Genomic DNA, 22,768 nt, shown 5'->3' with positions numbered 1-22,768 from the left:
GGGCTAGGCCGCCGTGCCGGGCGAGGCCAGGCGGGGCGGGGCCAGGCGGGCCGAGGCACTGCCAGGCGAGGCGAGGCACTGCCAGGCGAGGCCGGGCCCGAGCCGTTCAGTGTTCACCTTTGGCGGCCTGGCCGCAGATCATCCCACCAGATCTGCGCACTCATCGCGACGAAACGCCGCGAGGGCCACCCGATCTGCGCACTCAAACAGCGCCAACACCAAACAGAGTGGAACAGAGCGGCAACCCCGCCTGATTTGATGCCCTCGCACCGCGTCCTTCGCGTCAGAACGAACGAAAGCCGATCATCAGCCTGCACTCCCGGCCGTACGGCACCTGCTGCCGTGGAGCCAGGGACAGACCATGCACGTTCACGGCTAAGGCTGGGGGCAGGATATCGCCGGCGGGGCAGGATGTCGCCGGCTGGAAGCGGAAGGCGGTGCGCAGCTAAGACGGCCGGAGGACACCGCGCCGTCGCCATCGCCGTCGACGGGACGGAACCCGACGCCGGCGTCGCACATTCAAACGAAGCCGGAGTGCGTGTGCCGGACAGCCGGGCGCTAGCTCTCGCGCGGCTTTCGATCGGAATCGATCACTACATCCGGGTTGGCGTCCAGCAGGGAGTCTTCCGCGGCGGAATCGTCCAGCTCTGCGCGGTTGCGTGACGGCGGTGTCTTGTCACTGAACCGGTTCTGCACATTGCGGGCAGCGGCGTCGCGCATGTCGCGGAAAAACAGGTACGTTACGCACCATGCCAGCACGGCCGCTACTAAGGCCGAGAGCACAATGCCCAGCTGCAGGAACAAGCCGGCAACGAAGAAGACGACCACCAGACCAAGGCGGAGAGCGGTAAATTTCCAGAAAGCCACGGCCCCATTCTACGGGTACTGGCAGGATCCCACTCCCAGGAAGTTCACGGACTCCGGAGACTCCCAAATTGGAAAGGCCGGTCCAGGGCTGCCTCAACTACAATTGGGGCATGCCCCGCTTCGTACTCCTCGGCGTCATTGTTTTCGCGGCCGTGATCATCTACTCGCTCATCGACTGCATCATGTCCAAAGCAAAGGAAGTGCGCAGCATCTCGAAGACGGCCTGGCTCTTCACGATCGTGCTGCTGCCGGTCTTTGGATCAGTCCTTTGGTTCCTCTTCGGACGCCCCGGTAACGGCCCGGAACCGAAGCCGCGCGCCGTCCGGCATCCCACTGCCCCGGATGATGATCCCGAGTTCCTGCGCAACCTCGAGGTGCGCCGCCGCCAGCAGGCCAAGGAAGAGGAACTCAAGCGCCGCGAACAGGAACTCTCCGAGCGCGAGAAGCGGGCCGGCCACAAGAACGACGACGAGCCCAGCAACTAGCCTCCGCGGCACCCCCACACGAAGGACAAAGCCCCGCACCGGAACACCCGGGCGGGGCTTTTCCATTCTCGGAATGGCCTGCCCTGGCACCCGGGGAGTGAAGATATCGGGGTCACAGACAGAGGACGCCGGGCCGCAGACAGTTCAGGTGAGCTGATTGGTCCGGCGAAAGGAGTCCCCCGCTCGATCCCGAGCCGGCACAGTTTCCCACTGAGTGTTAGGCGCGGGGCCCATGTGACCCCACTGGAACCAGGCGCCACATTCACTGGGAAACTGCGCAGATCCGGACCGGAAAACGACACGCGTTCCCACTCTGCGTTACCCATGAGACGGATGGGACCCCACCTGCCACAGGAGTGCTCAAAGAGTGGGAACCTGCGTCGGGCTGGCCCGCTGGTCACCCCAGCCCCGGCCCCGCGCCAGCGCCCGGCGGTCGGCGCCCACCGCTGCAAACGGTTACCAGCACCCGGCGCTGCCCAAACGGACAGGGCCGTTGGCCCGGCCCCACCCTCCCCAAACCAAAGAGGCCCCGTCCCGGAACACCGGGACGGGGCCTCAATAGAGGTGAAGCGGCTTAGACGCCGGAGTAGCTGTGCATACCGGAGAAGTAGACGTTCACGATGGTGAAGTTGAAGACCACGCAAAGGTAGCCGACGATCGACAGCCAGGCAGCACGGGTTCCGGTCCAGCCGCGCGTGGCCCGGGCGTGCAGGTAACCGGCGTAGACCACCCAGATCACGAAGGTCCAGACTTCCTTGGTGTCCCAGCCCCAGTAGCGGCCCCAGGCCTGCTCGGCCCAGACGGAGCCTGCCATGAGGGTGAAGGTCCACAGAACGAAGGCGACGGCGTTGATGCGGTAGGAGAACGTCTCCAGTGACCGGGCGGAGGGAACGATCTTCAGGAAGGCCAGCCGTTCGCGGCCGCCGGCACGGACCTTGGCCTCGCGGTCAGCCTGCAGCAGCTGAAGGACAGACATGGCGAAGGTCAGGGTGAAGAGGGCGGAGGCGATGACGGCGACGGAGACGTGAATGACCAGCCAGTAGCTCTGCAGCGCGGGGATCAGGTGACCCACCGGGGTGGGGAAACCAATAGTCGCAGCCATCATCATGATGAGCACCAGGCCCACGACGAACGTTCCCAGGAACCGCAGGTCGCGGCGAAGCAGGACCAGCAGGAAGACGACAGCGACCACCATCGCACCGGTGGTGCAGAACTCGTACATGTTGCCCCACGGCACACGGTGCGCGGCCATACCGCGCATAACGACGGCGGCGATGTGGATCAGTGCGCCGAGGACTGTGAGGGCGACGGCGACGCGGGCGGCATTGCGCCGCTCCCCCGAGTAACCCATGGCGTCATCAGCGGTTGGGGCGGGGCGACCAGTGTCCCACTGGCGGTTGGAATCCGCCGGGCCGGACGTGGCGCCAACGGAGGCCATGGCCTTCTTCGCGGGGGCAGCAACCTGCTCGGCGCCCGCCAGCTGGTCGATGGAACGCATGGTCTTGCTGCTCTTCGCCAGGTCCCAGGTGAACGCAAGGAACGCCACCGTGTAGGTAAATGCGGCCAGCAGCATAAAGAGGTCGCTGTATTCCGCGAGCCTGTAGTCGATGGAGGGCATTACTCGTCCTTACCTGTTTCTTCCGTGCGTCCGGTGCTGCCGGCCACTGATGCGTCGGCCAGGTTATCCGGGCCGGCCTCTCGGGTTGAGGCGGAGCCGTCCGCCATCCACTTATTTTCCAGCAGGCCGCGAATCGCTTCGGCCTCGGCTTCCAGGCGCGGATCCTCACCGCGGGCCAGCAAACCGTACTCGACCATTATGCGGCCATCCTCGTTCGTTCCCGTACGCACCCATACCCTGCGGCGGGAGAGGAACAGTGATGCGCTCAGTCCGGCGAGGCTGAGCACGGCAAAAAACAGCACGAAGCCCTTGGCTGGATCGTAGTGAACGTCCAGCGCAGCGTAGCGCAGAAGCCCGTCGAAGCTGATGGACCCCTTGCCATCGGGCAGGTCATGGATCTGGTTCATGGCCAGCACGATGCCGCCGGCGTCCAGTTCCCGGTTGTTCAGCGGTGTGAGGTCATCGGTGTCGAGGACGAACACGTTGCCGGGTACCCCGGTATCCAGCCCCAGGTCTCCGTAGTAGGAGTTGAGGTTCAGCTGCGGGTTGGCCGGGTCCGGGTCGCCGGAGAAGGAAACCCCGTCGCCGTCGACCATTGCAGTGGGCAGGAAGAACCCAACGAAGCCAAGCTGGTCCGGCTTCGCGTCGGGGGCCTTGATCACCATCAGCGAGGTGTAGACGCCATCTGTGGGAACACCAACCACTGGTCCCTGGAACGAAACGTTCCCCTCGCCGTCGCGCACCGTGACCACCGGCGCGTAGCCGTTGCCGACCAGGTAGACCCGGGATCCGCCGATGGTCAGCGGTTCGTTGACCTTGATGGTCTCCGCGCGGGGCTCGTCGTTGGGATCTTCCTGGACGGTCACGGAGGCGGTGAAGTCGAGGGGCTGGACCTTTCCGGTGCCCGGCTGGCGGTCGAACGTGACGTCAAAGTCATCCAGCGTGATCGAATACGGGGCGAGCTGGGACTCGGAGAAGTTTGTGCCCGGGCTGAAGGTGTCATAACCCACGAGGGTGTTCACGAAGGTGTCGCCTTCGACGACGACGCGCTGGCCGTTGTAGCCGACCAGTCCACCCACGGCCACGGAGGCCAGCACACCGATCAGGGACACATGGAAGACGAGGTTGCCGGTCTCCTTGGCGAAGCCGCGCTCGGCGCCAACGGAGGGCCGGTCAGTATCCAGGTCGCGGGCTTCCACCCGGTAACCGCGTTTGCGGAGCACGGCTGCCGCGTCCTTGGCGGCCTCGGCGGCCGTCAGCCCGGAGTCCGCCGGGACCACCAGTGTGCCGTATTCCTGCAGGCGGGAAAGCTTCTTTGGGGTCCGCGGCGGCTTGGAGCGCAGGGCCTTCCAGTGCACCTTGGCCCGGGGAACCACGCAGCCGATCAGGGAGATGAACAGCAGCAGGTAGATCGCGGAGAACCAGGCCGAAGAGTAAACGTCGAAGAGCTGGAAACGGTCCAGCCACGGACCGGAACCGGGGTTGTCCTCGATGTACTGCGTCACCGCGGCAGGGTTGGCCGGACGCTGCGGGAACAGCGAACCGGGCACCGCGGCCACCGCCAGGAGCAGCAGGAGGAACAATGCGGTCCGCATGCTGGTGAGCTGGGTCCAGGCCCAGCGCAGGGTGCCGAGCAGTCCAAGGGCGGGAAGCGCGACGTCGTCGCGCTTGCGTCCGCGTTTGGGCTTGCCGCCGGGAGCCTGTTCTTCCGTGGATCCGCCCGTTTGGGCTGGCGGCATCTGCATGTTTTCGCTGTCCGGTTCAGGTTTCAACTGGTTCTCATTGTTCTCTGGGGACGGGGTCCGGCGATCCGGCGGGCTGGGAGGTTTTTCATCAGGCTGGTCATCAGATCGGCAGTGTCACACTATCCACCCAGCCTTGGAGTTCATTAATCCAAAGGTTCCACACGCCGGTCACCATCAGCAGGCCGAGGACAATCAGCATGCCGCCGCCGAAGCGCTGCATGGCAACCCGGTGGCGGCGGAAGAAGGCGAGTGCCCCCATGCCCCGGCGGAATCCCAGGGCGATCAGCAGGAACGGAAGGCCGAGGCCCAGGCAGTACACGAACGTCAGCAGGGCGCCCTTGGCGGCCGAGGCATCGTCTCCGGAGAAAGAGAGCAGCTGGACGGCGGAAAGCGTCGGTCCCATGCAGGGCGCCCACCCCAGTCCGAAGGTGATGCCCAGCAGCGGAGCTCCCCAGAGGCCGGCCGGCGGCCGTGCTTCGATTTTGCGGTCCCGCTGGAACCAGGAAAGCCCGCCCATAAAGATCACGCCCATGAGGATGATCAGCGCGCCCAGGACCTGCGGGATCCAGGCTTGGTCTGCTCCGCGGAGCCAGCCGCCAAGCTGTCCGATCCCGGCGCCAATCGCCACGAAGACAACCGAGAAGCCCAGGACAAACAATGCGATTCCGGTGAGCATCCGGCCTCGCCGCTGCTTCTCCAGGTCCACCCCGGTCAGGCCGGTGACGTACCCCAGATAGCCGGGTACCAGTGGAAGGACACATGGTGAGAGGAAGGACACCAGGCCGGCGAGGGCGGCCACGGGGATTGCCAAGAGCATGGATCCGTTGAGGATCGTTTCCGCAAAGACATTGGCGGCAGGCAGGGCTGCAGGGACGAGTGGCGGCACGGCGGCTACGCGGCCAGCGCGTCGCTGATCAGGGCCTTGAGCGTGCCCTTTTCGGCCAGGCCCAGAATCCTTGCCGCAACCCGGCCTTCACGGTCCAGTACCAGCGTGGTGGGGACGGCCTGCGGCGGCACGAAGCGGGTCATGGCCAGCAGGACGTCTCCGTTCCGGTCTTCGAAGCTGGGGTACGGGATGGCGAAGTTCCGCTCGAACGCCTCAGCTGTTTTGGCTTCGTCCCTGACGTTCACGCCATAGAAGCGTGCCCCCTCCGGGGCGAAGGTCTCGTGGAGTTCCACCAGGTCAGGCGCTTCCTTGCGGCATGGGGCGCAAGCGGCGTACCAGAAATTAAGGACGACGACGTCGCCGGCCCAGTCGGCAGCGCTCACTTCGGTGCCGTCAAAAAGGGTGCCGGTCAGTTCCACGGGCTCACCGCGGTCAGAGGCTGCGTATTCGGTCACCGAGCCGTCACCGGCAATGTAGTTCTTGTTGTCGCCGGCCTTGGCCTGGGCGGCGAGGGGGTCTTCCGCTGTGCAGCCGGCCAGGGCGGCGGCCAGGGGCACGCCAACAGCCAGCCCGGCACCAATCCGCAGGAAGGACCTGCGGCGCATGGCGTCGGCCTGGTTTTCGCTCTGAGATTTCTTCACGTACATCCAGCTTTCATCGCGGCAGGGCGGCAACTTCTACAAGGCGTAGTAATTGTATTATGCGCCGGGGATGTTCGCCGCACCGGGCAGCAGGTCGGCCGACGGCTCAGCGTAGCGGACACCGGTGAGCACTGCGCCGTCGAAGTCCAGGGTGGTCACGGAGGTGAGGGTGCACTCCCGGTTCCGGGGATCATGCCAGAGGCGGCGGCCCTCGGCGGCCAGCCGGGTGACCCAGATGGGCAGCTGATGGCTGACCAGCACTGCCTCGGATCCTTCGCCACCCAGTTCCAGCGCCCGGATGCGGGCATCCTGGACCGCCGCCATCACCCGCTCCACCTGCTGGGCATACGGCTCACCCCAGGACGGCTTCAGTGGATTGCGCAGCAGCGGCCAGTACTTCGGATTGCGCAGCTTGCTCTTCACGCCCGAGAGACCTTCGAACCGGTTTTCGGCCTCGAGAATCCGCTCATCGGTGGCGATCTCCAGGCCGAGCGCCGACGCAATGGGAGCGGCTGTCTCCTGCGCGCGGGTCAGGGGCGAGGCCACCAGGTGCACCAGCTTCGCGCCGTCGTTCTTCTGGCCCTGCAGATAGGAGGCTACGCGGCGCGCCATCTCCTGGCCCAGGTCTGAAAGATGAAATTCGGGAAGACGGCCATACAGAACACCGTCCGGATTGAAGACTTCGCCATGGCGGACGAGGTGGATCGAGGCTCGGGACATGACTCCAAGTCTCGCAGAGAGGCCGGGGAAGATTAAATCTTCACAAACACTTGAACCTTTGAGCAATGTATGCCAAGCTGGATGCAAATGCATCTACTGGTGGTGCCGCAAACGCAGCACTGCCGACTACATACAGGAGTAAAAACATGATCCCCACCGGTCTTAACGCAGGCACCTGGAACCTCGACTCATCCCACAGCGAGGTCGGCTTCACCGTCCGCCACGCCGGAATCAGCAAGGTCCGCGGCAGCTTTGACAAGGTCACCGCTGTCCTGGAGGTCGGCCAGAGCCTGAGCGATTCGAAGCTCAGCGCCGTGATCGACGCCGCGTCCTTCAACTCCAATGACGCCAACCGCGACGCACACATCAAGAGCGCTGACTTCTTCGACGTCGAGCAGTTCCCGGAGCTGTCCTTCACCGCCACGAATGTTGAAGGTTCGGGCGAAAACTACAAGCTCACTGGCGATCTCACCATCAAGGGCATCACCCACCAGGTCACCCTGGACGTTGAGTTCAACGGCGTTGCCGTTGACCCCTTCGGCGCCACCCGCGCCGGCTTCGCCGGGACCACCTCCATCAGCCGCAAGGAATTCGGCCTGACCTGGAACGCTGCCCTCGAGACCGGCGGCGTGCTGGTTGGCGACAAGGTCACCATCAACGTGGACGTAGCCTTCGTCGCTGCGTAAGCACTTTCTCTAACAGAGGCATCCCCTGACAGGGGAAAGGCCCGGAACACCTCAGGGTGGTCCGGGCCTTTTGCATGGCCGGCGACATAGCCGGTGAAACTCCGCCCGCCGGCACTATGAGCCCCGCCCGCACCCATGCACCACGCCTTTCCTTCCTCCGGACCGGTTTAGCTGCCCGGAGGGCAAGTGCCCGCGCACCCGGCTTGCTCCAGTGCATGGGGGGATAGACTGGATTCCTGACTTTGCAGACGGGGGATCTGCCCTGGCCGGTTATATCCTCCGGCAGCCCATCCACACGGCAGGCGGCTCTGATGACCACTCCCAACGTCCCCGAATCCAACGATCCCAACGATCCCAACCTCCCCGGCGGATCCCCGGCAGGGGGTTCCGGCACGGGCGACGGGCAGGGACAGCCTCCTGAGCCGCGCTACGGCCAGTACAGCCAGCCCGAGCAGCCCCACACCCCTCCGCATGCCAGCCAGCCGGGTCAATCCGGGCAGCCGGGCCAGTACGGACAGGGACAGTACGGACAGGAGCCGGGTCAGCCGGGTCAGCCGGGTCAGCCGGGTCAGCCAGCCCAGCAGCCCGGCGCCTACGGCCAGGGCCAGTACGGCCAGGGACAGTACGGCCAGGGCCAGTACGGACAGCCGCCCTACGGGTACCAGGCTGCCCAGCCTTCCGGCTATGCGTCCCCCGGCGGACCGTCCGCGCAGACTGGCCCCGAGGGCCCGCCCCCACGTGAAGTCATGACCGGATTCTGGCTGATCCTTGCCGCCGGCGTCCTGGCCTTCATCAACAATCTGGTGACGTCTTTCAACCTGCCGGACCTGCTTACGCCCGCCCAGATCCAGGACCTACGCCAAGCAAATATCGATGTCCAGGATGTCAGCGGATTCCTGATAACTTTCTCGGTCCTCATCGCCCTGATTGGCCTCGGCCTGTACGTCCTGATCGCCCTCTTTGTCCGCAAGGGCCATAACTGGGCGCGGATTGTGGGGACGGTCTTCGCCGCCTTCTCCGTTTTTGGCCTGCTGGTTTCGCTCCCGGCCTACTTCGTCTCCCCGCTGGGACTGCTGTCTCTGCTGGCTACGCTGACAGGGATCGCGGGAATCGTCATGCTCTATCTGAAGCCCAGCAACGCCTACTTCCAGCGGCACCAGTTCAACCCGTACCGCCCGTACTAGCACCGGCCAAAACTATCTCGCCGAAGGCAGTGCGGGTTCGCCGTCGGAGTGGTCACAGCACAGCTCCCGGGACGTAGCGTTGATTGCCACACCGGGGAGCCTTGGGTCCCCGGAGGAGCAGTATTTCCGGTCTCCTGAAGGCGGCGACGACTATGACGACTCCCCCTCCAGCGTCCAGCTCACCCGGAGCGGACCACAATCCCATCTCCCAGCAATTCCCGCACCCGCGCATCGGTACCCGGGCCCACGGGCGCCGGCCAGAACCTACTTCGAGAGAGGACGGCACCACCCACGCAGCCGGTGGAAGCAAGGCCAGTCCGCGGCGGCTCTGGCCTAAAATCCAGTTCCGGCGGACCTTGCCCCGGAGGACCCCCGTGGGGGGCCACAGCTTCCCTGCACAGGACGCCCAGTCAGCACAAGCATTGACGCAGCCCACCACGACGGCGGATCCTCCCACTGCTTCAACGCAGGAGGGGGAATCAGGGCCCGCACAGAGGCCGCACCGTCCGTCACCCCAGCCGGCAGCCAAGGTTCCACCCCGGCCGGAGCACCCACCTGCACCGGCGCCTGAGCCGTCCCGGCGGCTTCCGGACCGTCGACCCAAACTCAAAGCCCCGATCGCCGTCAACATTGCTGCCGTGCTCATAGCAGCCGCCGGCGTCCTGGTTCTGGTTGTCAGCCTCCGGGCAGCCCTGGACCCCGGCCGGCCATTCCCTGTGGCCGCGATCCAGCTGCAGGCGCTCAAAGTGCCTCCCGAATCGGTACTGGCCGTAGCCAGGGTCGCAGACGTCGCAATCGCAGTCGTGACGTTCGGGCTCTATCTGTTCCTGGCGACCCTGATCCGCGAAGGCAGGAACTGGGCGCGGGCCTGCTGCGGAATACTCATCGCTGCCGCCCTGTTCTTCGGAATCAGGGATGACCTGGCGCAGCACGTCGGCGCTGCGCTGCTCGCGGGCGCGGGCCTGGCCCTGCTGTTCCTGCCGCACGTCGCACCGCACTTCGCGCCGCGCCGATCAGGTCCGGGACGCCTGCACTGAGCCTCAGGTCAGCGCAGCATCCTTGCCTGCGCATCCGTGGCCAGGGCTGACACCTGGGCCCGCTGGGCGTGATAGGCAAGGATCTGCAGCTCCGTTGCCATGTCGACTTTGCGGATCTGCACGTCCGCGGGAGCCTGCAGGACCACGGGGGCGAAGCTGAGGATGCTCGTGATTCCGGCAGCAACCAGGCGGTCGCACAATCCCTGTGCAACCTCTGCGGGAACGGCGAGGACGGCCATGTTGGCCTTGGTTTTCTCCAGGACACTCTCCAGCGCGTCAACCGGGCTGATCCGAAGCCAGCCGACTTCCTGTCCGATAATCATCTGGTCGGCATCGAACAGGGCCACGACTTCAAAACCGCGGGACCCGAACCCGGGGTAGCCGGCAAGGGCCCGGCCCAGGTGCCCGGCCCCCACGATTGCCACACGCCAGTCCAATGTGAGGCCAAGGGCCGCTGAAATCTGGCCGCTCAGGTACGGGACGTCATAACCGACGCCGCGGGTTCCGTAAGAACCCAGGTAGGAAAGATCCTTCCGCAGCTTCGGGGAATTGACCCCGGCGGCCCCGGCGAGTTCCTCGGAGGAGACACGTTCAATACCTTCGGTCATCATGGTGCCAAGTACCCGGAGATAGACCGTCAGCCGCGCGAGAGAAGCCGGCGGGATGTGCCGCCCGTGACCAGTTGCCGCCGGGCTTACCGCGTCACGCTCATCCGGGATACTCACTTCTGCAACTCCGTCATTTCCTCAGCACCGGGTCGGTCCCTGCGGACCGCCGGCCCGGTAATTCCCCACTCTAGGACCCGGCCGCTGCCTGACCAAGTGTGTTTGTCATCCACATCCCTCCGACGGATACGGGTTATGCGGCCAGCAGGCGCCGAAGCCGGGCTTCGTCGATCTGCCAGAAATCGCGCTGCACACCGTCGATCATCAGCACCGGAATTTCCTCGGCGAAGCGCTCCATCAGTTCCGCATCCTGTTCGATGTTCCGTTCCTGCCACGGGACTTCGAGGTCCGTGGAAACCCGGTGAAGAACCTCCCGGGCGGCTTCGCACAGGTGGCAGCCGGGACGGGTGAGCAGGAGAAGTTCGGGAACAGAGGGGTGGGTCGCGGGATCGTTCATGACATCAAAGATAGTCCGCTGTGCAACAGGTCCGCGTACTGGCCGGGTTTTTCAGTACACTCGATGCATGCTCCGATCCCGTGCCGTCCGTGCCGCCGACTCGCCGGCCGCGGCAGGCACCCCGGGAGAAGCCGCGTTTTTCGACGTCGACAACACCCTGATGCGCGGTGCCAGCCTGTTCCATGTGGCACGCAAGATGTACCAGCGCCGGGTTTTCACCCTCCGCGAAGCCGCCGGGTTCGCCGCCAAACAGCTGCGCTTTATGCTGCAGGGCGAGAACCTGAAGGACGTTCACAGCGTTCGTGACGCCGCTTTGGCCTTCGCGACCGGGCTTGCCGCCGAGGACTTCCGCACGCTGGGCGAAGAGGTCTACGACGAGATGATCGTCTCCAAGATCTGGCCGGGGACCCGTGCACTGACCGAGCAGCATATGAAGGCCGGGCGTCCGGTCTGGCTCGTTACCGGAACGCCCGTGGAAGTGGCATCGGTCATCGCGAGCCGGCTGGCCCTGACGGGGGCCCTCGGTACAGTCAGTGAAGTGACCGACGGTCTTTACACCGGGCGCCTGGTCGGAGAATTCCTGCACGGACCCGCCAAGGCGGAAGGCGTCCGGGTCCTGGCCAGGCAGGAGGGGCTGGACCTCTCCCGATGCTGGGCCTACAGCGACTCCTTCAACGATGTTCCGCTGCTGAGCATTGTTGGCCATCCGGTGGCTATTAATCCCGATGCCCGCCTCCGGCGGCATGCCCGGGAGAACAACTGGCCGGTCTATGACTTCCGGTCCGGCCGGCGGGCCGCCACGTTCGGGCTCAAGACCGCGTCCGTGGCGGGCGCCGCCTACGGACTCTGGCGCGGATTCTCCTGGGTCCGTTCGCGCTGATGCGCCGAAGGGGCGCGGTTCAGCCCGGCCCGGCCCACCTGAATTAGAACCGTCAGTTAAAAGCTGAAGCCCGCCTGATCCTTGCCGGACGGCGGGCTTCTGCGGTGCTAAGAAGAATCTACTTCTTATTACGGCGCTGGTGGCGGGTCTTGCGAAGCAGCTTGCGGTGCTTCTTCTTGGCCATACGCTTGCGGCGCTTCTTAATAACTGAACCCACAGAGTCCTCACAAACTTGAAATAGGAGCCGTGCCGGTCCCGTGGGCCGGAGGCCTAAAGGCCTGCTCAGCTTCGGATCCGGCACATACTAGCCATGATTGAAACGTTCCTTAACAGGGTACCGCCTCCACACTGCCTTTCCGGACAGCATCGGGGACACCCGCGGCCTGTTACAGCCGGTACGGTCAGGCGGTGCCGGACTGCCGGTCGATCACGGCGTTGCGCAGAACCTGCTGCACCGCAGATTCCGGAACACGGTAGGACCGTCCGAAACGGACTGCCGGAAGTTCTCCGGAATGCACCAGCCGGTAAACGGTCATCTTGGACACACGCATGACATCCGCGACCTCTGACACCGTCAGAAACCGCACGTCCGAGAAATTGCTCTCGTCTGCCATTTATTTACTGTTCCTTCGTTCGGAAGCAACCTGCGCCTGATACAAACTCCGGGACTGAAAACCCCGCGGGTTGCGGCGTTCCCAACTGTCCGTTCGTCCTACAGCCGGCGGCGTGTCGCCTTGATGACCATCTCGTGACCGTCTAGCACTCTACTCTAGTGGCTAGAGTAACCATAGTGGAAGTTTTTCCCGCTAATTGGGACTCTTCGCGACGATTCCCAGCCGGCTCCGGCTGCGCACCTGCCCGGCCTCAGGCTACTGCTTCCCGCGATGAACGACGACGGCGAGCAGCACCTGCCAGGACCCCCAGGATTCCGGCTGAAGTGTCCCAGTCCATGCACTTATCCGTGATGCTCTGCCCGTAGGTCAGCGGGCCAGGATTCTCGCTGTCGTGCGGCTGGGCGCCGCCCAGCAGGAAGCTCTCGAGCATGACGCCGGCCAAACGGTCCGCAGTGCCGGTGCCGGCTTCCAGCTGGGCAGCCAGTTCAAGTGCCACCTCCGCCTGACGGTGGTGGTTCTTGCCGCTGTTGGCGTGGCTGGCGTCGACAATGACCCGGGAATTCAAGCCCTTTCCGGCGAGCGACGCCGAAGCGGCCGCAACGTCGTCGGCGGAGTAGTTCGGGCCGGAGCTGCCGCCCCTCAGGATCAGATGCGTATCCGGATTCCCGGCGGTGCGGACCATCGAGGCCCGTCCGTCGCCGTCGATCCCCAGGAAGGACTGGGGTGCGGAGGCAGCCGCGCAGGCATCCAGGGCAATCTGCAGTGAGCCGTCGGTGCCATTCTTGAAACCCACGGGCATGGACAGCCCGGAGACCAGCTGGCGGTGGATCTGGCTCTCCGTGGTCCGGGCGCCGATTGCGCCCCAGCTCACCAGGTCCGCAACGTACTGCGGGCTGATCGGTTCCAGGAATTCCGTCGCCACGGGCAGCCCCAGCTCTCCGGCCGCAATCAGGAAGCGGCGTGCGGCGAACAGTCCTCCGGCAATGTCGTGGCTGCCGTCCAGGTGCGGATCGTTGATCAGGCCCTTCCAGCCCACCGTGGTCCGCGGCTTCTCGAAGTAGGCCCGCAGCACCACCAGCAGGTCCTCGCTGTGTTCCCGGGCAGCGGCCGCAAGGCGCCGGGCGTACTCCAGCCCTGCATCCGGGTCATGGATTGAGCAGGGCCCGACGATCACAAGCAGACGGTCATCCGCACCGTCGAGCACCGCCCGGATCTCGTCCCGCCCCCGGCTGACCACCGAGGCTAGTTCGTCCGAGAGCGGCAACTCGGCCAATAGATCGGCAGGCAGCGGACGGAATTCGCTGACGCGAAGGTCTGAAGTGGATTTCGAATGCTGCGTGGTGGTGAGGTTCATGGTCCCGTTATCCGTGTGTGTTGGCGGCGGGACCCGTCTTCAGAACCCCGCCGGATATGGCGAAGGGCAAGGGAAAGATCCCCTGCCCTGTTGGCTCTGAAGGTTGGCGTCAGCGAATTATCGCGCGGGCTCCTCCAGAGCCAACGAAAAATACGCATACCAACGGTTAGTCATGTCTAAGACCGTAAGCCCGGAGCCGGCACATGGCAAGTTGAGGAAGGCCGTGCTGCTTTATGACGCTGGGTGGTGACTGCAAAATGGCGGAGGAGAACGACGCCTTCCACTCACAGCCATGCGCTGAACAACGCGCCTTGTCACAGGCATGGGCGCCTCCGTAGGCTCGAGGTTCCAGAGCAGAATGCTTCGAAAGAGAGTGTTGCCCGTTGACTTCCAAACCCCAGGCCCTGACCCGCAGGATCCCCCGTATCCATGACCTCGCGCCCTTGATGCAGTTCAAGAAACCGCAGGTGGGACCGGCAGCACGGTTGCGGCGGGCCAGCACTGTCTGGGACCTGCGGGACATCGCCCGGCGGCGGACACCGAAAGCGGCCTTTGACTACACGGACGGTGCTGCCGAGGCGGAAATCACGCTCGGGCGCGCGCGTGAGGCGTTCGCGAACCTGGAGTTCCGCCCCGGGGTGCTGCGCAACGTAGAGTCCGTGGATCTCGCCACCACTGTGCTCGGGAAGCAGTCTGCCCTGCCCTTCGGCATCGCCCCCACGGGTTTCACGCGGATGATGCAGTCCGAAGGTGAATACGCCGGCTCCCAGGCAGCGGCCGCTGCCGGGATTCCCTACACACTCTCCACCATGGGCACGGCCTCCATCGAGGACGTCGCCGCCGCGGCCCCGGCCGGCCGGAACTGGTTCCAGCTCTACCTGTGGACAGACCGGGACAAGTCCTTGGAACTGATTAACCGGGCCGCCGCGGCCGGATTCGACACCCTGATGGTCACAGTGGACACCGCCGTCGCCGGTGAACGCCTGCGGGACGTCCGCAACGGCATGACCATTCCCCCGGCGCTGACGCTCAAGACGGTGCTCGATGCCTCCTACCGGCCGGCCTGGTGGTTCAACTTCCTGACGCACGAACCGCTGTCCTTCGCCACGCTGAACCGCTATTCGGGAACTGTGGCAGACCTGATCAATTCGATGTTCGATCCCACGCTGACCTTCGACGACCTCGACTGGCTGCGGGAGGTCTGGCCGGGGAACCTGGTGGTGAAGGGCATTCAGACCTTGGAAGACGCCCGCCGAGCGGTGGACCACGGGGCAGATGGCATCGTGCTGTCCAACCACGGCGGACGGCAGCTGGACCGGGCACCGATCCCGCTGCATCTCCTGCCCGAGGTCGCCGCGGAGCTCAGGGGGAAGACCAGCATCATCCTGGATACGGGCATTATGACCGGCGGGGACATTGTTGCGGCGCTTGCCCTCGGAGCGGACTTCACCCTGATTGGCCGCGCCTACCTGTACGGCCTGATGGCCGGCGGCAGGGCGGGAGTGGACCGGAGCATCGAGATCCTCTCCTCGCAGGCGGCCCGGACCATGGCACTGATGGGAGTGGACCGGATCGCGGATCTGGCGCCGGAGCATGTCCGGCTGCTCTCGGCCTACTCCCCGCTGGCCGCCCGCGCTGCCCTGGACCCGGCACAGCGGGGGTAGGGCAGCACAGCGCTGGCCAGCGGCCTGGCCTTGGGTGTTAGATAACGCCCAGGGCCAGCATGGCGTCTGCCACCTTCACGAAACCGCCGATGTTCGCGCCCACGACGTAGTTGCCGGGAGCACCGTACTCATCGGCGGTTTCCGCGCAGCGGTCATGGATGTTGACCATGATCTGGCTCAGCCGTTGTTCGGTGTGTTCGAAGGTCCAGGCATCCCGGCTGGCGTTCTGCTGCATCTCCAAGGCCGAGGTGGCCACGCCGCCCGCGTTTGCGGCCTTGCCGGGGCCGAAGAGCACGTTGGCTTCCTGGAAGATTTCGATCGCCTTCGGGGTGCAGGGCATGTTGGCGCCCTCGGCGACGGCGACGACGCCGGAGTTGAGCAGCGAGATGGCGTCCGTTTCGCCAAGTTCGTTCTGGGTGGCGCAGGGCAGTGCGACGGTGGCTCCGGCGTCCCAGATGGATCCGCCGGCGACGAAGGAGGCACCGTTGCCGCGGCGGGTTGCGTAGTCGGAGATCCGCCCGCGTTCGTACTCCTTGATCTGGCGGAGGAGCGGAACATCGATCCCGGACTCATCCACCACGTACCCGGAGGAGTCCGAGCAGGCAATGACCTTGCCGCCCAGGAACTGGGCCTTCGCGATTGCGTTGATGGCTACGTTGCCGGAGCCGGAGACGATCACGCGCTGGCCATCCAGGCTCAGGCCGCGGGTCTTGAGCATTTCTTCGACGAACATAACCGCCCCGTAGCCGGTGGCTTCAGGCCGGACGAGCGATCCGCCCCAGCTCACACCCTTGCCGGTCAGGACTCCGGACTCGTAGCGGTTGGTGATCCGTTTGTACTGCCCGAACAGGTACCCGATCTCACGTCCGCCGACGCCGATGTCCCCGGCGGGAACATCCGTATACTCGCCGATGTGGCGGTACAGCTCGGTCATGAAGGACTGGCAGAAACGCATCACTTCGGCGTCCGACTTGCCCCGCGGGTCGAAGTCCGAGCCGCCCTTGCCGCCGCCGATCGGCATGCCGGTCAGCGCATTTTTGAAGATCTGTTCGAAACCAAGGAACTTCACGATTCCCAGGTAAACGGACGGGTGGAAGCGGAGACCGCCCTTGTACGGGCCCAGCGCGGAGTTGAACTCAACGCGGAAGCCTCGGTTAATGCGTACCTGCCCTGCGTCATCGACCCAGGGCACACGGAAAATGATCTGGCGTTCGGGTTCGCAGATCCGCTGCAGAATCGCCGCTTCGCCGAATTCGGGATGCTTGCGGAGCACAGGTTCGAGGGTTTCGAATACTTCAACCACCGCTTGGTGGAATTCTGTTTCGCCGGGGTTGCGGCGGAAGACCTCGTCGCGCACGCGTGTGAGTGTTGCGTCCATATATTGCTCCTTATCAATTCCACCCGCCCGCCTACCACGCTAGACCGATTGGTGCCGGGGTGCGATTGGAGACCGGATGCGGGCACCGCTTATGGGCGGCGCCGGCGGAACTTGGGTAGTGAACCCAGCAGATCAGCGGCGCGTTCCGCGGCGCGGCCGACAGTCCGGCCGAGCTGCTGCTGGACGCTGGCGTCAGCGGCCGAAGGGATCTCGGCAGCGCCGGACGGCAGCTGCGCTGCCACGGCAGCGGCAGCGTTTTGCCGCCCTGCTCCGGGGGCGGGACGCCCGGCAAAGAAGGTTCGGCTGCCGCGTAAATCGGATGTCTCCAGACCGGCGGCGGCGCCTGCCAGGCGCGGAGTGGTGGCCTGGACGGCGTTAAGTGATGGCAGATCGAATGCGCTAAGCCATAGTACAACTTCGTCGAGGGGCTCGGTCTTCACCGCGTAGAAGCGGCGCTGGCCTTCCGCACGCATTGTGACCAGGCCTGCTTCGCGCAGGACTTTCAAATGCTTGGATACCGTGGGCTGGCTGACTTCCAGTTCCTCCACGAGTTCGCCCACAGATTTGTCGCCGCCGCGCAGCGCACCGAGGATCTCGCGCCGGGTGCCTTCCGCGATGACGGCGAATACATCGTCAATGACCATATCTATTACCTTAGCCGCATATATGAAGCGGCAAGGTCATAGTGGCGGCCAATGACGATCAGTCAAACCAGGGGTCCAGGCCGTGCAGGGGGAAGATTTCCTTGCGGGTGGCCATGACCGTCCGGTCGATCTCGTCGTTGGGGTCGTAGCCGACTTCCCAGGACCGCCACCAGGTGTCCACGCCATCCCCCATCGCCGGCGGGGTTTCAATGCCGTGACGGTCGCGGACGTAGTCCCGCCAGCTGCGCGGCACCGGCGTCGTTACCGGCATCCGGGTGTTCGCCGCCACCGCCATCAGCAGGGCCCAGGAACGCGGCACAACGCTGGCGACGTTGTATCCGCCGCCGCCGGTGGCAACCCAGCGTCCGCCGCAGAACTGGTCCGCCAAGCCGGCGATGCTGAGCGCGGCCTGCCGCTGTGTGTCCACGGAGAGGCGCAGGTTGGAGAGCGGATCGTCCCGGTGTCCGTCACAGCCGTGCTGGCTGACGATCACCTCCGGCGCGAACGCGGCGGTGAGCTGGGGAACGACGGCGTGGAAGGCCCGCAGCCACCCGGCATCGGTGGTGCGCGCCGGCAACGCGACGTTGACGGCCGTTCCGGGAGCGTCGGGACCACCCGCCTCGTTGGCGAACCCCGTTCCAGGGAAAAGCGTCAGCCCGGTTTCGTGCAGGGATATGGTCATCACACGCGGGTCGTTCCAGAAAATCGATTGGGTGCCGTCGCCGTGGTGCGCATCGACGTCGATATACAGGACCCGCGAATAGCCGGCGTCAAGGAACCGGGCGACGGCAGCAGCGGCGTCGTTGTAGATGCAGAAGCCTGATGCCTTGCCGGCCGCGGCGTGGTGCATTCCGCCGCTGAAGTTCACTGCGTGGAGGGCCTGCCCGGAGAGCACGGCCTCCGCTGCGGCGAGGGTCCCGCCGACCAGCCGGGCGCTGGCCTCATGCATGCCTTCGAAAGCTGGGTCGTCTTCGGTGCCCAGTCCCAGCGCCTCATTGGACTGGTCGGGGTTACGGCTGACCTCCCGCACGGCTGCGATGTAGCCCGGCTCGTGCACCCTGGCGAGCTGGGTGTCCTCGGCTACGAACGGATCCACCAGTTTGACCTGCGGCAGGTCGAAAATCCCGAGTTCCCTCGCCAGTCTGGCGGTGAGGTCCAGCCGGAGTGGACTCATGGGGTGGTTGGGGCCAAAGTTATATGCGAGCAGAGACTCGTTCCACACAATGTGGGTTGGGATCGCGGGGAGGCTGAGCCCGGTACTCGTCATGGTGACAGGCTACGCGATCCGGCCTCCACGCCCCGCACCGCAGCAGGCAACGTTAAGTGGTTTACTACTCAGCAGGACCACCGCGCACAGAACTGGACATTTCGACCCATGGCATCCCACCAGCAGCCATCGCTGCAACCGCGGCAACGCCGTTCCTTCGGCTTCGTCGTAGCAGTCCGGGACTTTATCGACACCGTTGCCAACAGCTCCCCCGCACGCCTGGCACTGATCGTCTTCAGCCTGGTGATCCTGGTCTTTACCGCCCTGCTGTCGCTGCCGGTCGCCTCCTCCTCCGGTGAGGTCACTCCGCTTCACGACGCGCTGTTCACAGCTGTCTCCGCGGTCTGTGTGACCGGCCTAACGGTGGTGTCCACGGCATCATACTGGTCCGGGTTTGGCCAGGCACTGATTCTCATAGCCATCCAGGTCGGCGGCCTCGGCATCCTGACGATGGCATCGCTCCTGGCCCTGGCCGTGAACCGCCGGCTCGGCGTGCGCGGCAAGCTGATCGCGCAGGAGGGCATGAACACCGGCCGGCTCGGCGAGGTGGGTTCGCTGCTGCGGATCGTGGTGGCCACCACCGTGCTGATCGAGCTGGTCCTCGCAGCGGTGCTGGCTCCGCGCTTTATGATGCTCGGAGAATCGCCGGGGCAGGCCATCTGGCACGCGGTTTTCTACTCCATCTCCTCATTCAACAACGCCGGCTTCACCCCGCATTCAGACGGCCTGGTGCCGTACGAATCCGATCCCTGGATCCTGGTGCCCCTTATGCTCGGCGTGTTCATCGGGTCGCTGGGCTTCCCCGTCATCATGGTCCTGCTGCAGACGCGGCTGCGCCCCCGTGGATGGAATCTGCACACCAAGCTGACCATTGTGACCTCCTCCATCCTGCTGGGCGCCGGAAGCGTGCTCTGGGGAGCCTTCGAGTGGTTCAACGAGCGGACCATCGGCGGTATGGACGTGGGCGGGAAAATCCTGCACGCGGTCTTCGCGTCCGTGATGATGCGCTCGGGCGGGTTCAGCCTCGTCGACATGGCGGACCAGGACGCCAGCACCCTGGTGATCACGGACATGCTGATGTTCGCCGGCGGCGGTTCAGCCTCAACCGCCGGTGGCATCAAGGTCACCACGATCGCCGTTATCTTCCTGGCCATCGTGGCCGAAGCCCGCGGCGACACCGATGTGCGGGCCTTCGCCCGGAACATTCCTGCCGGTGCCCTCCGTGTCGCCATCTCCGTGGTGATGCTGGGCGCCACCATGGTCGCCGTCGCGACCTTGGCACTGCTGGTCATCACGGATGAGACCCTGCAGCCGGTACTGTTCGAGGTGATCTCTGCATTCGCTACCGTGGGACTGAGCATTGGGCTCAGCCCTGAGCTGCCGCCGTCGGGCAAGTATGTCCTGGCCGGCCTGATGTTCGCCGGGCGCGTCGGAACCATCACACTCGCGGCCGCCCTTGCCCTCAGGCAACGCAAGCCGCTGTACCACTACCCCGAAGAAAGGCCCATCATTGGCTGAAAGACCGCCGCACAACGCACCCGTCCTGGTAATTGGACTGGGCCGTTTCGGTTCCGCGACCGCCGAGCAGCTCGTGAAGCAGGGCCGGGAGGTCCTGGCCATCGAACGCGATCCGGAACTGGTGCAGAAGGCAGCCGGCAAGCTGACGCACGTGGTGCAGGCCGATGCCACCAACATCGACGCACTCAAGCAGCTTGGCGCGCAGGACTTCTCCGCCGCCGTCGTGGGGGTGGGCACCTCGATCGAATCCAGCGTGCTGATCGCGGTGAACCTGGTGGACCTGGGCATCGAACATCTCTGGGTCAAGGCCATCACGCCGGCCCACGGCAAGATCCTCACCCGGATCGGCGCCAACCACGTGATCTACCCCGAGGCGGACGCCGGCCAGCGTGCCGCCCACCTGGTGGGCGGACGGATGCTGGACTTCATCGAGTTCGACGACGACTTCGCGATTGTGAAGATGTACCCGCCGAAGGAAACCCAGGGCTTCACCCTGCGCGAATCCAACGTCCGGTCGAAGTACGGCGTGACGATCGTGGGCGTGAAGTCGCCCGGCGAGGACTTCACCTACGCGCAGGCTGACACCAAGGTCTCCAGCCGGGACATGCTGATTGTCTCCGGCCACGTGGATCTGCTCGAGCGCTTCGCGGGCCGGCCGTAGCGCGTCACAGGGGGTGCCCGAGTGCTTCTGGGCGCCCCTCCCCGCTGTGACGCCGTTTCCCTCCGGTTTGGGATTTTCCAGCCGTTTTGGGATTTCCCTCCGCTGCGCAGTGGCAGGGAAATCCCAAAACGAACGATTTCTCCCAAAACGGAGGGTGTTCAAAGCACAAGTGCTGAGTCCGCCGTCAACAAAAACCCAGCCCGCGCCCGCGGCAGCCCGCCGAATGGGCGGCAGCCTGAATACGGCTAGGAGGCTGCGGTGAGTTCCGCGGTGATCTCCGCCGACCGGTCCGCGGCCGCTGCCATGCCGGCAGCAATGGTGGCGGGCAGGTCCCGCTCGCCAAAGACGCGGATCGCCGCCTCCGTAGTGCCGTTCGGGCTGGTCACGGCCTTGCGCAGGGAAGCAGCATCCGCGCCCGGCTCGGCCAGCATGGCCCCGGCGCCGGCCACGGTTTCAGCGGCCAGGACGGCTGCCAGCTCCGGGTCCAGACCCAGGTCCACACCGGCCTTGGCCATGGCCTCGGCCAGGTAGAAGGCGTAGGCGGGGCCTGATCCGCTGACCGAACCAACGGCGTCGAGCTGGCCTTCCAGCACTTCGACGACGCGGCCGGTGTTCGAGAGCAGCGAATGGACCAGGTCCACGGATTCCCGGGTGGCCGCTGAGCCGGGGGCCAGGGCGGTCACGCCGCGGCCCAGCTTGGCCGGAGTATTGGGCATGGTGCGGATAACCTGCGCTCCGGCGGGCAGGGCTGCTTCCATGAGTTCCAGCGGCACGGCGGCAGCAACGCTGACCACTACGGCGCCCGGGCTCAGGGAGGCGGCGACCTCGGTGAGCATGGCGCGCACTCCCACGGGCTTCACGCCCACGATCAGCACATTAGCGTCCGCTGCGGCGGTCCGGTTGGCGCCGTCGTCCTCCGAACCGGCCAGGACGGTAATGCCATACCGCGTCCGCAGTTCGGCCGCGCGTTCGGACCGGCGGACGGTGGCGGTGATGCGGTCTGCCGGGAAACCGCCGGCGAGGATGCCGCCAAGAATGGCCTCGTTCATGGAACCGCAGCCAAGGAAGGAAAGTCGGGGGAGATTCTGCATGCCCCGATTCTGTCACGGCTTCCAGCCGCACCCGAAAGACCCTCAGGTTGCCCGCGGGCGGAGGACATTCGGAGCAAACATCCAGCTTCTTCCGGGCCGCCGCACAACCACGGTTCCTAGGATGGGAACTGCCTCTTGGAGGTGCGAGTGATGAAGGGCCGTTTAAGCGGCCCGGTGGTGCCGGCGATCCGTGGATGTTCCCCCCAACCGTCCCGATGGAATCGCCGGCACCCGCTCGTTTAAAAGCGTGCTGCCTCGCTTAAACCGGGCTACTCGTCGAGGACCTGGTTAAGGTTCACGCGCGCGAACTCCAGAGTCTGCCGCAGCATCTCTTCCCGCTCTCCCGGCTCCTTGGCCCTGCGGGTACTGACCTCGATCGCCACCGCACCGGAATACCCGGTCTCTGAGAGGTACTGCAGGGCCTCAGCACAGCGCTGCGTCCCCTCCCCCGGCAGCAGGTGCTCGTCCCGGCCGTTCGGTGTTCCGTCCGTCAGGTGCACATGGCTGAGCCGGCTGCCGAGTCTGCGGATTTCCTCATAGGAATCCATCCCGGCGATCGCGGCGTGGGAAAAGTCCCAGGTCACGTGGTCATACGGCTCAGGCAGCGGATTCCAATGCGGCAGGTAAGCCTTCGCCTCGCGGCCGCGGACCCGCCACGGATACATGTTCTCCACGGCAATGGTGACGCCATAATCCTCCGCGATCC

At 65.3% G+C, this 22,768-nt stretch carries 24 protein-coding genes; 8 read left to right on the top strand and 16 right to left on the bottom strand.

Features of this window, described 5'->3' with window-relative positions:
• Positions 1 to 558 precede the first annotated feature (558 nt).
• Entirely contained in the window at positions 559 to 867 is a 309-nt protein-coding gene (locus RTN46_RS10870) for a DUF4229 domain-containing protein (RefSeq protein ID WP_312181276.1), read from the bottom strand.
• A 110-nt stretch (positions 868 to 977) separates the two neighbouring features.
• Between RTN46_RS10870 and RTN46_RS10865 the strand changes: the two genes are divergently transcribed.
• Positions 978 to 1,352: a PLD nuclease N-terminal domain-containing protein gene (locus RTN46_RS10865; RefSeq protein ID WP_312181274.1), complete on the top strand. Its 375-nt coding sequence runs from the start codon at positions 978 to 980 to the stop codon at positions 1,350 to 1,352.
• 574 nt (positions 1,353 to 1,926) lie between these two features.
• Here RTN46_RS10865 and ccsB read toward each other — a convergent pair.
• The 5 genes from ccsB to RTN46_RS10840 form a co-directional block, all read right to left on the bottom strand.
• Positions 1,927 to 2,970 carry a c-type cytochrome biogenesis protein CcsB gene (gene ccsB, locus RTN46_RS10860; RefSeq protein WP_312181273.1) on the bottom strand — a complete coding sequence of 348 codons (1,044 nt, stop codon included), beginning with the start codon at positions 2,968 to 2,970 and terminating at the stop codon, positions 1,927 to 1,929.
• Complete coding sequence (locus RTN46_RS10855) at positions 2,970 to 4,709, bottom strand: cytochrome c biogenesis protein ResB (RefSeq protein WP_396157636.1); 1,740 nt, start codon at positions 4,707 to 4,709, stop codon at positions 2,970 to 2,972. The genes ccsB and RTN46_RS10855 overlap by 1 nt, the downstream gene beginning before the upstream one ends.
• 106 nt (positions 4,710 to 4,815) lie before the next feature.
• A complete protein-coding gene (locus tag RTN46_RS10850; RefSeq protein WP_312181280.1) occupies positions 4,816 to 5,532 on the bottom strand; it encodes a cytochrome c biogenesis protein CcdA in 717 nt (238 codons plus the stop codon).
• Between the two features lie 74 nt (positions 5,533 to 5,606).
• Positions 5,607 to 6,206, bottom strand: a complete 600-nt coding sequence (locus tag RTN46_RS10845; protein ID WP_312181278.1) for a TlpA disulfide reductase family protein — start codon at positions 6,204 to 6,206, stop codon at positions 5,607 to 5,609.
• A 93-nt stretch (positions 6,207 to 6,299) separates the two neighbouring features.
• Complete coding sequence (locus tag RTN46_RS10840) at positions 6,300 to 6,962, bottom strand: histidine phosphatase family protein (protein WP_312181271.1); 663 nt, start codon at positions 6,960 to 6,962, stop codon at positions 6,300 to 6,302.
• A 146-nt stretch (positions 6,963 to 7,108) separates the two neighbouring features.
• Between RTN46_RS10840 and RTN46_RS10835 the strand changes: the two genes are divergently transcribed.
• The 3 genes from RTN46_RS10835 to RTN46_RS10825 all read left to right on the top strand — a co-directional run bounded on the left by RTN46_RS10835 (position 7,109) and on the right by RTN46_RS10825 (position 9,869).
• Positions 7,109 to 7,648: a YceI family protein gene (locus RTN46_RS10835; RefSeq protein WP_312181270.1), complete on the top strand. Its 540-nt coding sequence runs from the start codon at positions 7,109 to 7,111 to the stop codon at positions 7,646 to 7,648.
• 311 nt (positions 7,649 to 7,959) lie between these two features.
• A complete protein-coding gene (locus tag RTN46_RS10830; protein ID WP_312181268.1) occupies positions 7,960 to 8,832 on the top strand; it encodes a hypothetical protein in 873 nt (290 codons plus the stop codon).
• A gap of 638 nt (positions 8,833 to 9,470) precedes the next feature.
• Positions 9,471 to 9,869 (top strand): hypothetical protein, encoded by a 399-nt coding sequence (locus RTN46_RS10825; RefSeq protein ID WP_312181266.1) that lies wholly within the window; start codon positions 9,471 to 9,473, stop codon positions 9,867 to 9,869.
• 8 nt (positions 9,870 to 9,877) lie between these two features.
• Here the strand turns inward: RTN46_RS10825 and RTN46_RS10820 are convergent, their stop codons facing one another.
• Entirely contained in the window at positions 9,878 to 10,594 is a 717-nt protein-coding gene (locus RTN46_RS10820; RefSeq protein ID WP_312181264.1) for a redox-sensing transcriptional repressor Rex, read from the bottom strand.
• A gap of 133 nt (positions 10,595 to 10,727) precedes the next feature.
• Positions 10,728 to 10,991: a glutaredoxin family protein gene (locus RTN46_RS10815; RefSeq protein ID WP_312181262.1), complete on the bottom strand. Its 264-nt coding sequence runs from the start codon at positions 10,989 to 10,991 to the stop codon at positions 10,728 to 10,730.
• 67 nt (positions 10,992 to 11,058) lie between these two features.
• On the opposite strand from RTN46_RS10815, the gene RTN46_RS10810 reads away from it, so the two are divergent.
• Positions 11,059 to 11,871 (top strand): HAD-IB family hydrolase, encoded by an 813-nt coding sequence (locus RTN46_RS10810; protein ID WP_312181260.1) that lies wholly within the window; start codon positions 11,059 to 11,061, stop codon positions 11,869 to 11,871.
• A gap of 118 nt (positions 11,872 to 11,989) precedes the next feature.
• On the opposite strand, the gene RTN46_RS10805 is transcribed toward RTN46_RS10810, so the two are convergent.
• The 3 genes from RTN46_RS10805 to RTN46_RS10795 form a co-directional block, all read right to left on the bottom strand.
• Positions 11,990 to 12,088, bottom strand: coding sequence for a 30S ribosomal protein bS22 (locus RTN46_RS10805; RefSeq protein ID WP_003792170.1), 99 nt, complete (start codon positions 12,086 to 12,088; stop codon positions 11,990 to 11,992).
• 184 nt (positions 12,089 to 12,272) lie between these two features.
• The gene (locus RTN46_RS10800; protein WP_055239164.1) at positions 12,273 to 12,485 is read right to left on the bottom strand and encodes a helix-turn-helix domain-containing protein; all 213 of its coding nucleotides are present in this window, start codon (positions 12,483 to 12,485) and stop codon (positions 12,273 to 12,275) included.
• A gap of 250 nt (positions 12,486 to 12,735) precedes the next feature.
• Complete coding sequence (locus RTN46_RS10795) at positions 12,736 to 13,839, bottom strand: 3-deoxy-7-phosphoheptulonate synthase (RefSeq protein ID WP_312181258.1); 1,104 nt, start codon at positions 13,837 to 13,839, stop codon at positions 12,736 to 12,738.
• Between the two features lie 446 nt (positions 13,840 to 14,285).
• Here RTN46_RS10795 and RTN46_RS10790 point away from each other — a divergent pair, with 446 nt between their 5' ends.
• Positions 14,286 to 15,503 (top strand): alpha-hydroxy acid oxidase, encoded by a 1,218-nt coding sequence (locus tag RTN46_RS10790; RefSeq protein WP_312181277.1) that lies wholly within the window; start codon positions 14,286 to 14,288, stop codon positions 15,501 to 15,503.
• Positions 15,504 to 15,540: 37 nt separating this feature from the next.
• Here the strand turns inward: RTN46_RS10790 and gdhA are convergent, their stop codons facing one another.
• The 3 genes from gdhA to RTN46_RS10775 all read right to left on the bottom strand — a co-directional run bounded on the left by gdhA (position 15,541) and on the right by RTN46_RS10775 (position 18,792).
• Entirely contained in the window at positions 15,541 to 16,881 is a 1,341-nt protein-coding gene (gene gdhA / locus RTN46_RS10785; RefSeq protein WP_312181257.1) for an NADP-specific glutamate dehydrogenase, read from the bottom strand.
• 89 nt (positions 16,882 to 16,970) lie between these two features.
• On the bottom strand, positions 16,971 to 17,525 hold the full coding sequence (locus RTN46_RS10780; protein WP_312181255.1) for a metalloregulator ArsR/SmtB family transcription factor: 555 nt from the start codon (positions 17,523 to 17,525) through the stop codon (positions 16,971 to 16,973).
• A 58-nt stretch (positions 17,526 to 17,583) separates the two neighbouring features.
• The gene (locus RTN46_RS10775; RefSeq protein ID WP_312181253.1) at positions 17,584 to 18,792 is read right to left on the bottom strand and encodes an acetoin utilization protein AcuC; all 1,209 of its coding nucleotides are present in this window, start codon (positions 18,790 to 18,792) and stop codon (positions 17,584 to 17,586) included.
• A 108-nt stretch (positions 18,793 to 18,900) separates the two neighbouring features.
• On the opposite strand from RTN46_RS10775, the gene RTN46_RS10770 reads away from it, so the two are divergent.
• Complete coding sequence (locus tag RTN46_RS10770) at positions 18,901 to 20,310, top strand: potassium transporter TrkG (RefSeq protein WP_312181252.1); 1,410 nt, start codon at positions 18,901 to 18,903, stop codon at positions 20,308 to 20,310.
• A complete protein-coding gene (locus RTN46_RS10765; protein WP_312181251.1) occupies positions 20,303 to 20,971 on the top strand; it encodes a TrkA family potassium uptake protein in 669 nt (222 codons plus the stop codon). Before RTN46_RS10770 ends, RTN46_RS10765 begins: the two co-directional genes overlap by 8 nt.
• Before the next feature lie 245 nt (positions 20,972 to 21,216).
• Here RTN46_RS10765 and proC read toward each other — a convergent pair whose 3' ends face one another.
• Positions 21,217 to 22,062 (bottom strand): pyrroline-5-carboxylate reductase, encoded by an 846-nt coding sequence (gene proC, locus RTN46_RS10760; protein WP_312181249.1) that lies wholly within the window; start codon positions 22,060 to 22,062, stop codon positions 21,217 to 21,219.
• Between the two features lie 269 nt (positions 22,063 to 22,331).
• Positions 22,332 to 22,768: sugar phosphate isomerase/epimerase (locus RTN46_RS10755; protein WP_312181247.1), on the bottom strand; the 437-nt coding region annotated here is incomplete at its 5' end.

It is taken from the genome of Arthrobacter sp. (assembly GCF_031988865.1).
GTDB lineage: Bacteria > Actinomycetota > Actinomycetes > Actinomycetales > Micrococcaceae > Arthrobacter_B.
This window is presented reverse-complemented; position numbering and strand designations above follow the sequence as displayed.

What these genes read in the sequence shown, in the direction of transcription:
- RTN46_RS10865 (WP_312181274.1), top strand. Translation starts at nt 978, where the DNA reads ATGCCCCGCTTCGTACTCCTCGGCGTCATTGTTTTCGCGGCCGTGATC.
- ccsB (WP_312181273.1), bottom strand. Translation starts at nt 2,970, where the DNA reads ATGCCCTCCATCGACTACAGGCTCGCGGAATACAGCGACCTCTTTATG.
- RTN46_RS10855 (WP_396157636.1), bottom strand. Translation starts at nt 4,709, where the DNA reads ATGCCGCCAGCCCAAACGGGCGGATCCACGGAAGAACAGGCTCCCGGC.
- RTN46_RS10850 (WP_312181280.1), bottom strand. Translation starts at nt 5,532, where the DNA reads ATGCTCTTGGCAATCCCCGTGGCCGCCCTCGCCGGCCTGGTGTCCTTC.
- RTN46_RS10845 (WP_312181278.1), bottom strand. Translation starts at nt 6,206, where the DNA reads ATGCGCCGCAGGTCCTTCCTGCGGATTGGTGCCGGGCTGGCTGTTGGC.
- RTN46_RS10840 (WP_312181271.1), bottom strand. Translation starts at nt 6,962, where the DNA reads ATGTCCCGAGCCTCGATCCACCTCGTCCGCCATGGCGAAGTCTTCAAT.
- RTN46_RS10835 (WP_312181270.1), top strand. Translation starts at nt 7,109, where the DNA reads ATGATCCCCACCGGTCTTAACGCAGGCACCTGGAACCTCGACTCATCC.
- RTN46_RS10830 (WP_312181268.1), top strand. Translation starts at nt 7,960, where the DNA reads ATGACCACTCCCAACGTCCCCGAATCCAACGATCCCAACGATCCCAAC.
- RTN46_RS10815 (WP_312181262.1), bottom strand. Translation starts at nt 10,991, where the DNA reads ATGAACGATCCCGCGACCCACCCCTCTGTTCCCGAACTTCTCCTGCTC.
- RTN46_RS10810 (WP_312181260.1), top strand. Translation starts at nt 11,059, where the DNA reads ATGCTCCGATCCCGTGCCGTCCGTGCCGCCGACTCGCCGGCCGCGGCA.
- RTN46_RS10800 (WP_055239164.1), bottom strand. Translation starts at nt 12,485, where the DNA reads ATGGCAGACGAGAGCAATTTCTCGGACGTGCGGTTTCTGACGGTGTCA.
- RTN46_RS10795 (WP_312181258.1), bottom strand. Translation starts at nt 13,839, where the DNA reads ATGAACCTCACCACCACGCAGCATTCGAAATCCACTTCAGACCTTCGC.
- RTN46_RS10790 (WP_312181277.1), top strand. Translation starts at nt 14,286, where the DNA reads ATGCAGTTCAAGAAACCGCAGGTGGGACCGGCAGCACGGTTGCGGCGG.
- gdhA (WP_312181257.1), bottom strand. Translation starts at nt 16,881, where the DNA reads ATGGACGCAACACTCACACGCGTGCGCGACGAGGTCTTCCGCCGCAAC.
- RTN46_RS10780 (WP_312181255.1), bottom strand. Translation starts at nt 17,525, where the DNA reads ATGGTCATTGACGATGTATTCGCCGTCATCGCGGAAGGCACCCGGCGC.
- RTN46_RS10775 (WP_312181253.1), bottom strand. Translation starts at nt 18,792, where the DNA reads ATGACGAGTACCGGGCTCAGCCTCCCCGCGATCCCAACCCACATTGTG.
- RTN46_RS10770 (WP_312181252.1), top strand. Translation starts at nt 18,901, where the DNA reads ATGGCATCCCACCAGCAGCCATCGCTGCAACCGCGGCAACGCCGTTCC.
- proC (WP_312181249.1), bottom strand. Translation starts at nt 22,062, where the DNA reads ATGCAGAATCTCCCCCGACTTTCCTTCCTTGGCTGCGGTTCCATGAAC.